This is a genomic window from Streptomyces sp. NRRL B-24085 (genome assembly GCF_001282115.1).
GTDB lineage: Bacteria > Actinomycetota > Actinomycetes > Streptomycetales > Streptomycetaceae > Streptomyces.
This window is the reverse complement of record NZ_LJBR01000284.1, coordinates 1-8543: the sequence shown is the minus strand read 5'-3', so window position 1 is coordinate 8543 and position 8543 is coordinate 1. Positions and strand designations below refer to the sequence as shown.

Below are 8543 nucleotides of genomic sequence, written 5' to 3'. Positions count from 1 at the left end.
TGCGGTCCAGGACGAAGAAGGGGACGCCGTTGGCGCCGAGCTCGGCGGCCTCGCGCTCGTCGGCGCGGACCTCGTCGGCGTAGGCGGTGGGGTCGGCGAGGACCCTGCGGACCTCGCCGGCGTCCAGTCCGGCCTCCACGGCGAGCTCGACGAGGCGCTCGTCGCCCTCGGTGAACAGGGACCGCTCCTCGGCGAAGTTGGCCCGGTAGAAGATCTGGACCAGCTCGTCCTGCCTGCCGTGCTCCTTGGCGAGGTGGAGGAGGCGGTGCAGGTCGAAGGTGTTGCCGTGGTCGCGGTCGCGGGTCCGGTAGGCGAGGCCCTCGGCGGCGGCCTGGGCACCGAGGTTCTCCTCGCCGGCCTGGGCCTGCGCCTCGCTCATGCCGTACTTCTTGCTGAGCATCGCGAGGACCGGCTGGACGTCGTCCTTGGCCCGCCCGGGATCCAGCTCGAACGACCGGTGGACCACCTCGACCGCGTCACGGTGCGGGAAGGCCTCCAGCGCCTTCTCGAAGCGGGCCTTGCCCACGTAGCACCAGGGGCAGGCGATGTCGCTCCAGATCTCGACGCGCATGTGTACGGCTCTCTCCAGCTCGGACGGCGACGGAGACTCCCTCCGCCTCATTGGATGAACGTTCAAGCACAGGGTTCCATTCCCGTCGGCTCTCACCTGCCGTCGCGCAGGTCCGCCGGCCAGTCCGGCCTGAACTCGATGTGGTCGTAGGTCACGACGCACCCCTCCCCCATCGGCGACTGCGCCATGAAGCCGACCAGGGCCGCGCCGGTCTCCTTCTCGTCGCCCAGGGTGAAGAGGCGGACGAAGGTCCAGCGCCTGCCGTCGCGGGAGGCGTGGAAGGCGAAGGCGCGGCCGGTGCGGCTGACCCGCAGCCACACCGAGGTCCCGTCCACGGTGAAGGAGTTGCAGTCGTCGGAGTGGCCCCGGGTGACCACCGTGCAGACGGTGGGCACGTCCGGGGAGTTCTCCAGGCAGAGCTTGGCCCAGGCCCGCTCGCCGACGTGGACGTACAGCACGCCCGCGTCGAACGACGCGTTGAAGCCGACGGTGACGCGGGCTATGAGCTGGAAGTCGCCCTCGGGGGCACCGAGCAGACGCGGGGCGTCGGCAGCCGGGTCCAGGGACTCCCCGGTGGGCGGCACGAAGCGGTCCTGCCGCGGTCCGGCCCAGCCGGAGAGGATGCCGTCCTCGTAGGCCCAGTGCCCGTCGGGGCCGTAGGTGCGGAGAGCGAAGGGCAGTTCGGGGAGTTCGACGTCCATCGCCCGATTGTTTCAGGTCCGGTGGACGTCCTCAGGGGCGCGGGGAACTGCGCGACCGGCCACCCACGACCGGCACCCCGCGGACGGCCCGCGCCCCTTCGGCGCTATCGCTCCAGCCGGCCGTTGAACCGACGGGGCAGCCCGAGCGGGTTCTCGTCCCGCAGTTCCGGAGGCAGGAGTGCCTCCGGAGCGTTCTGGTAGGCGACCGGCCGCAGCCAGCGCTCGATCGCCGTGCCGCCCACGGACGTCGACGTGGACGTGGTCGCCGGGTAGGGGCCCCCGTGGTGCTGGGCCGGGGCCACCGCGACACCGGTCGGCCAGCCGTTGACCAGCACCCGCCCGGCCAGCGGCGTCAGCTCCGCGAGGATCTCCGCGCCGCGTCCCTGGCCGGCCGCCTCCGCGGTGGACAGGTGGACGGTCGCCGTGAGGTTGCCGGGCAGCCGGGACAGCACCGTCCGCGCCTGCTCGTCGTCGTCGTAGCGGACCACCACGGTCACCGGACCGAAGCACTCCTCCAGGAGCAGGTCGTACGCCCCCTCGGTGGCGAGCTTCTCCGCCGCCACCGTGAGGAAGCCCGCGCTGACCGTGTGCTCGCCGCCCGCGCCGGGCGTCACCGGCGACTCGACCTCGGGGAGCCGCGTGCGCTCGGCGACCCCGGCGACGAAGTTGTCCCGCATGCGGTGGTCGAGGAGGACGCCCGCGTCGGTGTCGCTGACGGCGTCGGTCAGGGACTTCACGAGGCCGTCGCCCGCCGCGCCGGACGGCACGAGGACCAGACCCGGCTTCACGCAGAACTGGCCGACACCGAGGGTCATGGAGCCCGCGAGCCCGGCGCCGATGGCCTCCGCGCGCTCGGCCGCGGCCTCCTCCGTGACCACGACGGGGTTCAGGGAGCCCAGCTCGCCGTGGAACGGGATCGGCACCGGACGCGCGGCCGCCGCGTCGAACAGGGCGCGGCCGCCCTTGACGGACCCGGTGAAGCCGGCGGCGGCGACCAGCGGGTGCTTGATCAGCTCGATGCCGGCGTCGAAGCCGTGCACGAGACCGAGCACGCCCGCGGGGATGCCGTGCTCGTCGGCGGCCCGGCGCAGCACGGACGCGACCAGCTCGGACAGGCCCGGGTGGTCGGGGTGGGCCTTGACGACGACCGGGTTGCCGGCCGCGAGCGCGCTCGCGGTGTCGCCGCCCGCGACCGAGAAGGCGAAGGGGAAGTTCGAGGCCGAGTAGACGGCGACGACGCCCAGCGGCACCTTGTAGCGGCGCAGGTCCGGGATCGGCGGGGTCGCGGTGTCGTCGGGGTGGTTGATCACGACGCCGAGGAACTCTCCCTCGTCGACGATGTCGGCGAAGGCCCGCAGTTGGTAGCAGGTGCGGGCGAGCTCGCCGGTCAGCCGGACCGGGCCGAGCGCGGTCTCGGCGTCGGCGGCCTCGACGAGGTGCTCCTTGGACTCCTCCAGCTTGTCGGCGGCGGTGCGCAGGAAGGCCGCGCGGACGGCGCGGTCGGCGAGGGACGCGCGCGCGTCGTGCGCGGCGCGGACGGCGGCGTCCACCTCCTGGGCTGTGGCCTCCACCGCAACCTGCTCGCGCTGCTTCCCGGTTCGGGGGTCGACACTCCAGACTGGTGCTGCTGCCACCGCGGGTCCCTCCACGTGTATCTGGGTCATCCACCAGGACCGTTCGATATACTGAACGCTGTCCCTGATGGTGAATATGCTGTTGGAGACTATTTCCCGTCGAACGAAGGGGTCAAGGGCGATGTCGGCTGGCGAGACGGGCGGCGGGTCACAGGTCAAGTCCGCGGTACGGACGGTTGAACTGCTCGAATACTTCGCCGGACGTCCCGGCATGCACTCCCTCGCGGCGGTCCAGGAGGCCGTCGGATACCCCAAGTCAAGTCTCTACATGCTGCTGCGCACGCTTGTCGAGCTGGGCTGGGTGGAGACCGACGCGACCGGCACGCGGTACGGCATCGGGGTGCGGGCGCTGCTCGTCGGCACCTCCTACATCGACGGCGACGAGGTGGTCGCGGCGGCCCGGCCGACCCTGGACCGGCTCTCCGACGACACCACCGAGACCATCCACCTCGCCCGCCTCGACGGCACCAACGTCGTCTACCTGGCCACCCGTCAGTCGCAGCACTATCTGCGCCCCTTCACCCGGGTCGGCCGCCGCCTCCCGGCGCACTCCACCTCCCTGGGCAAGGCGCTGCTGAGCACCTACTCCGACGAGCAGGTCCGCAAGATGCTGCCGGAGACCCTGCCGGCGCTCACCGAGCACACCATCACCGACCGCGAGAAGCTCATCGAGGAGCTGCACCAGATCCGGGAGCAGGGCTTCTCCGTGGACCGCGAGGAGAACACGCTCGGGCTGCGCTGCTTCGGCGTGGCGATCCCGTACCGCACGCCCGCGCGGGACGCGATCAGCTGCTCGGTGCCGGTGGCGCGGCTGACCCCGGCGCACGAGCAGATGGTGAAGGACGCGCTGTTCGACGCCCGGGACCGGCTGACACTGGCCACCCGCAGGCTCTGAGCGCGGCGCCCGGGCCACCGGCCTGAACAGGCTTCTCAGGGGCGCGGGGAACCGCGCGGAACGCCCGCCCCCACCAAGCCGAGGACAAACAACCGCCTCACCGCCGGCAGGCCCTACGCTCTGAGGCATGCAGATCGTTCTCCGCGAAGTCCACGACAGCGATCTGCCGGTCTTCTTCCGGCAGATGAACGACCCCGAGGCACTGCACATGGCGGCCTTCACCCCGAAGGACCCGGCCGACCGGGACGCCTTCGACGCCCACTGGGAACGCGTCCGCGCCACCGACGCCGTGCACCGCACGATCCTGGCGGACGGTGACGTGGTGGGCAGCGCGGCGGTCTACGGCGAGCCGGGCGAGCGCGAGGTGACGTACTGGGTCGACCGCGCCTACTGGGGCCGCGGCATCGCCACGGCGGCCCTGCGCGAGCTGGTCGCCCAGGTGCCCGAGCGTCCCCTGTACGCCCGCGCCGCCGCCGACAACACCGGTTCGCTGCGGGTCCTGGAGAAGTGCGGCTTCCGGGTGACCGCCCGGGCGTCCGGGTACGCCCACGCGCGCGGTGCGGAGATCGACGAGTTCGTGCTCGCGCTGGACGCGTGAGACCGGCCGCCGCAGATGAACGTCCGATGAGAAAAGCGGACGCATGGGAACGATTCGCTCCCGCCTGATCGTCTTCTCGGTGGGATGAACAAGACGATCAGGCGCGCATCGGTCTTCGCGCTGCTCCTGGTGTTCGCTCTGCTGATCCGGGCGACCTGGGTGCAGTTCTACGAGGGCCAGGCACTAGCGGACGACAACGACAACCGGCGGAACGCGATCGAGACGTACTCCTCGCCGCTCGGGAACATCATCGTGGCCGGAAGGGCCGTGACGGGTTCCGCGAGGACGACGGACAGCGACCTCGCGTACAAGCGGACGTACACGGACGGCAGGCTGTACGCGGCGGTGACGGGTTACGCCTCGCAGGCCTACGCCCCGACCCAGCTGGAGGGCATCTACGCCGACCTCCTCAACGGCACGGACAGCCGGCTGAAGACCGTCATGGACACCGTCACCAACCAACGGGCCGAGCCCGGTGATGTGATCACGACGATCGACCCGTCCGTGCAGAAGGCGGCGTACGACGCGCTCGGCGACAAGAAGGGCGCGGCCGTCGCGATCGACCCGACGACCGGCAAGATCCTGGCGGTCGTGTCGACGCCGTCGTACGACCCTTCGTCGCTGACGGACGCCAACACGGCGGGCAGTGCCTGGAAGCGGCTCACCTCGGACCCCGACAAGCCGCTCACCAACCGCGCGCTGCGGCAGCCGCTGCCGCCGGGTTCGACCTTCAAGCTGGTGGTGGCCGCGGCCGCGCTGGAGGACGGCCTGTACTCCTCGGTGGACGAGAAGACCGTCAGCCCCGACCCGTACACCCTGCCGGGCACCGTGACCCCGCTGGGCAACGAGAACTCCTCGGCGCCCTGCGAGAACGCCTCGATCCGGGTCGCGCTGGAGTACTCCTGCAACACCGTCTTCGCGAAGATGGCCGTCGACCTCGGCCAGGACAAGGTGCGCGCGATGGCGGAGAAGTTCGGCTTCAACGACGACGAGCAGGACGTGCCGGTGCGGGCGTACACCAGCGTCTACCCCTCCGGCATGGACAAGTCGTCCACGGCCCTGACCGGCATCGGCCAGTTCGACGTCACGGCCACCCCCCTCCAGATGGCCATGGTCTCGGCGGCCATAGCCAACGGCGGCAAGCTGGTCTCGCCGCACATGGTGTCGACGATCACGAACCACGGCGGCGACGTCCTGAAGAACTACGACGACGAGGCGACCACCACCCAGGTCGTCAGCTCCGGCACGGCCGAGCAGCTCCAGTCGGCGATGCAGTCGGTGATCACGGACGGCACCGGCACCAACGCCCGGATCGACGGCGTGACGGTGGGCGGCAAGACGGGCACGGCCCAGCACGGCGAGAACAACAGCAAGACGCCGTACGCCTGGTTCACGTCCTACGGGAAGGCCGACGGCAAGGAGGTCGCCGTGGCGGTGGTCGTGGAGCAGTCGAACGCGGCCCGCTCGGAGGTGAGCGGCAACGGACTGGCCGCCCCCGTGGCCAAGGCCATGATGGAGGCGGCCCTGAAGAACTGAGTCCTCGCGGTGGTCACTTGGCCCCGAGCACCTGCTCGATCGGGTCGATCGCGAAGTACACGAGGAACAGCGCCGAGGCGGCCCAGAGCAGCCAGTGGATCTCCTTGGCCTTCCCGAGCACCACCTTGATCACGACGTAGGCGAGGAAGCCGGCCCCGATGCCGTTGGTGATCGAGTAGGTGAACGGCATCACGGCGATGGTCAGGAACGCCGGGATCGCGATGTCGTAGCGCTCCCAGTCGATGTGCTTGACCTGGGTCATCATCAGGAAGCCGACGGCGACCAGCGCGGGCGCGGCGGCCTGGAGCGGGACGATCGTCAGCAGCGGGGTCAGGAACAGCGCCAGGCCGAACAGTCCGCCGGTGACCAGGTTCGAGAAGCCAGTGCGCGCGCCCTCGCCGACTCCCGCCGCCGACTCGATGTACGACGTGGCGGAGGAGGCCGAGGCCGCTCCGCCGGCCACCGCCGCCGCCCCGTCGATCAGCAGCACCCGGCCGAGGTCGGGGACCTTGCCCTCCTCGTCCAGCAGTCCCGCCTCCGCGCTGATCCCGACGACCGTGCCCATCGTGTCGAAGAAGTCGGACAGGATCAGCGTGAAGATCAGCAGCACGACCGTGACGACCCCGACGCCGGGGGCGCTGAAGGAGCCGAACAGGCTGAAGTGGCCGATCAGTCCGAAGTCGGGGGTGTCGACGACCTTGTCGGGCCACTCCGGGGTGGTCAGCCCCCAGGTCTTGATGTCGGCGACCGAGTTGATGATCATCGCGAGGACCGTCATGGTCACGATGCTGATCAGGATCGCGCCCTTGACCTTGCGCGCGAGCAGTCCGATCGTCAGCAGCACCCCGAGGCAGAAGACGAGGATGGGCCAGCCGGTGAGCGCGCCGGTGCCGCCGAGCTGAACCGGCACGGTGGTGTTCGCGGCGTCGGGGATGCGGCTCACGAATCCCGCGTCCACGAAGCCGATGAACGCGATGAACAGGCCGATGCCGACACTGATCGCCTGCTTGAGCGGTTGCGGAATGGCGTGCATGACCGCCTCCCGCAGACCGGTCACCACCAGCACACAGATCAGCAGCCCCTCCAGGACGACCAGCCCCATCGCGTCGTCCCAGCTCATCAGCGGGGCGATCTGGAAGGCGACGACCGCGTTCAGTCCGAGCCCGGCGGCGAGCGCGAGGGGCAGATTGCCGCCCACGCCCATGATGACCGTCATCACCGCGGCCACCAGAGCCGTCGCGGTGGTCAGCTGGACCGCATCCAACTGGTGCCCGAACCTGTCCTTCGCGCTGCCGAGGATGATGGGGTTCAGGACAAGGATGTAGGCCATCGTGAAGAAGGTGGCGAAGCCGCCGCGTATCTCACGGGCGAAGGTGGATCCCCGTTCGGAGATCCTGAAGTACCGGTCGACGGACATGCTCGCTGCTCCTCGGTGCCTGAATGATCGGTGTGCGGATGCTGGCTGGATTGTTCCCCTGGTGAACGCGTCTCAGGTTTTCTCCGTGTTACGGATTCGGGGTCCGGCCCGTCATCCATCGTTCGAAGACCCGTACGAGAGCGCTTGCTGGATCGCTGCTAGGCTTCCGGATCTCCGCCCGGCCACCCCCGGACGATCACATGTCATTTACATGACACACAAGGGAGAGGGAGCCCGTGGGCACAGTCGTCGACGACGCCGCCTCCGTGGAGTTCCATGCCTTCTTCGAACGCCATTACGCCGAACTGTCCCGGCTCGCCGCCCTGTTGACGGGCGAGGCGGACGCCGCCGACGACCTTGCGGCGGACGCCCTGCTGGCCCTGTGGCACCGCTGGGACCGGGTGCGCGCGGCCGACCACCCGGCGGCCTACGCCCGTGGAGTGGTCGCCAACCTCGCCCGCACCCGCATCCGCAGCGCGGTCCGCGAACGCCGGCGCGTCGCCCTGTTCTGGTCCCAGCGCGAGGAGAAGGTCGAGAACCCCGACGTGGCGGGCGCGGTCGACGTCCAGGAGGCGCTGCGCAGGCTGCCGTTCCGCAAACGGGCGTGTGTCGTGCTGCGGCACGCGTTCGACCTCTCCGAGAAGGACACCGCGCTGGCCCTGGGTGTGTCGGTCGGTACGGTGAAGAGCCAGACCTCCAAGGGGATGGCCGAGTTGCAGCGGCTGCTCGGCCCCCGGAACGCTCCGCTGAGGGTGCACGCGGCGATGGCGCGCACCGGTGAAACCGGAGGAAGGGACCGATGACCATGCGGCGGGACGTGCACGGCGAACTGCGCGCCCAACTGCAGGGCGCGGCCGAGGCCCACGAACCGGACCGCGAGCGGATCCTCGCCCGGATCGAGCGCGGTATGGCCGAGGAGGCCCGCCCCGGCCACCGGGCGACCCGGCCACCGGTGTACGGCTGGGTGCGGGTGGTGAGCGCCACGGCCGCGGTCGCCTGTGTGCTGGGCCTCGGCGGGTACGCGGTGGCGTCCGCGGTGAAGGACGAGCCGCCCGTGCGGGAGTCGGCCGCCGCCACCGGCACGCCCTCCCCCTCGCCCGACGCGACGAGCCGTCCGCCCGCCCCGCCTGCCGCTCCGGCACCGAGCAGCACCCCGGCCCACCGGACCGGGAAGCCCAGCGCCACGCCTTC

Annotated in this window: 8 protein-coding genes and 1 pseudogene; 5 read left to right on the top strand and 4 right to left on the bottom strand. The window is 70.7% G+C overall.

The genetic code is table 11. The features are described from left to right. From AOJ26_RS28380 to AOJ26_RS28370, 3 genes are all read right to left on the bottom strand, one after another. On the bottom strand, positions 1–571 hold a 571-nt coding region (locus AOJ26_RS28380), incomplete at its 3' end, for a DsbA family oxidoreductase (RefSeq protein ID WP_053851210.1). A 92-nt stretch (positions 572–663) separates the two neighbouring features. Then, a complete protein-coding gene (locus tag AOJ26_RS28375) occupies positions 664–1272 on the bottom strand; it encodes a DUF1349 domain-containing protein (RefSeq protein ID WP_053851209.1) in 609 nt (202 codons plus the stop codon). Positions 1273–1376: 104 nt separating this feature from the next. Next, positions 1377–2906 (bottom strand): aldehyde dehydrogenase (NADP(+)), encoded by a 1530-nt coding sequence (locus AOJ26_RS28370; RefSeq protein WP_078960056.1) that lies wholly within the window; start codon positions 2904–2906, stop codon positions 1377–1379. Positions 2907–3027: 121 nt separating this feature from the next. Between AOJ26_RS28370 and AOJ26_RS28365 the strand changes: the two genes are divergently transcribed. From AOJ26_RS28365 to AOJ26_RS28355, 3 genes are all read left to right on the top strand, one after another. Then, positions 3028–3801, top strand: coding sequence for an IclR family transcriptional regulator (locus tag AOJ26_RS28365; RefSeq protein ID WP_007381154.1), 774 nt, complete (start codon positions 3028–3030; stop codon positions 3799–3801). A 127-nt stretch (positions 3802–3928) separates the two neighbouring features. Continuing rightward, positions 3929–4399: a GNAT family N-acetyltransferase gene (locus AOJ26_RS28360; protein ID WP_053851207.1), complete on the top strand. Its 471-nt coding sequence runs from the start codon at positions 3929–3931 to the stop codon at positions 4397–4399. Between the two features lie 84 nt (positions 4400–4483). Further along, entirely contained in the window at positions 4484–5935 is a 1452-nt protein-coding gene (locus AOJ26_RS28355) for a peptidoglycan D,D-transpeptidase FtsI family protein (protein ID WP_053851206.1), read from the top strand. 13 nt (positions 5936–5948) lie between these two features. On the opposite strand, the gene AOJ26_RS28350 is transcribed toward AOJ26_RS28355, so the two are convergent. Continuing rightward, the gene (locus AOJ26_RS28350) at positions 5949–7352 is read right to left on the bottom strand and encodes an NCS2 family permease (protein ID WP_053851205.1); all 1404 of its coding nucleotides are present in this window, start codon (positions 7350–7352) and stop codon (positions 5949–5951) included. 236 nt (positions 7353–7588) lie between these two features. On the opposite strand from AOJ26_RS28350, the gene AOJ26_RS28345 reads away from it, so the two are divergent. Both AOJ26_RS28345 and AOJ26_RS28340 read left to right on the top strand, forming a co-directional pair. Continuing rightward, complete coding sequence (locus AOJ26_RS28345) at positions 7589–8155, top strand: SigE family RNA polymerase sigma factor (RefSeq protein ID WP_053851204.1); 567 nt, start codon at positions 7589–7591, stop codon at positions 8153–8155. After that, a pseudogene (locus tag AOJ26_RS28340) lies at positions 8152–8543 on the top strand (hypothetical protein); the annotation flags it as partial. The gene AOJ26_RS28345 and the pseudogene AOJ26_RS28340, both read left to right, overlap by 4 nt.

Excerpts from the sequence above, each read along its gene's own strand:
- AOJ26_RS28375 (WP_053851209.1), bottom strand. The coding sequence starts at position 1,272 with ATGGACGTCGAACTCCCCGAACTGCCCTTCGCTCTCCGCACCTACGGC.
- AOJ26_RS28365 (WP_007381154.1), top strand. The coding sequence starts at position 3,028 with ATGTCGGCTGGCGAGACGGGCGGCGGGTCACAGGTCAAGTCCGCGGTA.
- AOJ26_RS28360 (WP_053851207.1), top strand. The coding sequence starts at position 3,929 with ATGCAGATCGTTCTCCGCGAAGTCCACGACAGCGATCTGCCGGTCTTC.
- AOJ26_RS28355 (WP_053851206.1), top strand. The coding sequence starts at position 4,484 with ATGAACAAGACGATCAGGCGCGCATCGGTCTTCGCGCTGCTCCTGGTG.
- AOJ26_RS28350 (WP_053851205.1), bottom strand. The coding sequence starts at position 7,352 with ATGTCCGTCGACCGGTACTTCAGGATCTCCGAACGGGGATCCACCTTC.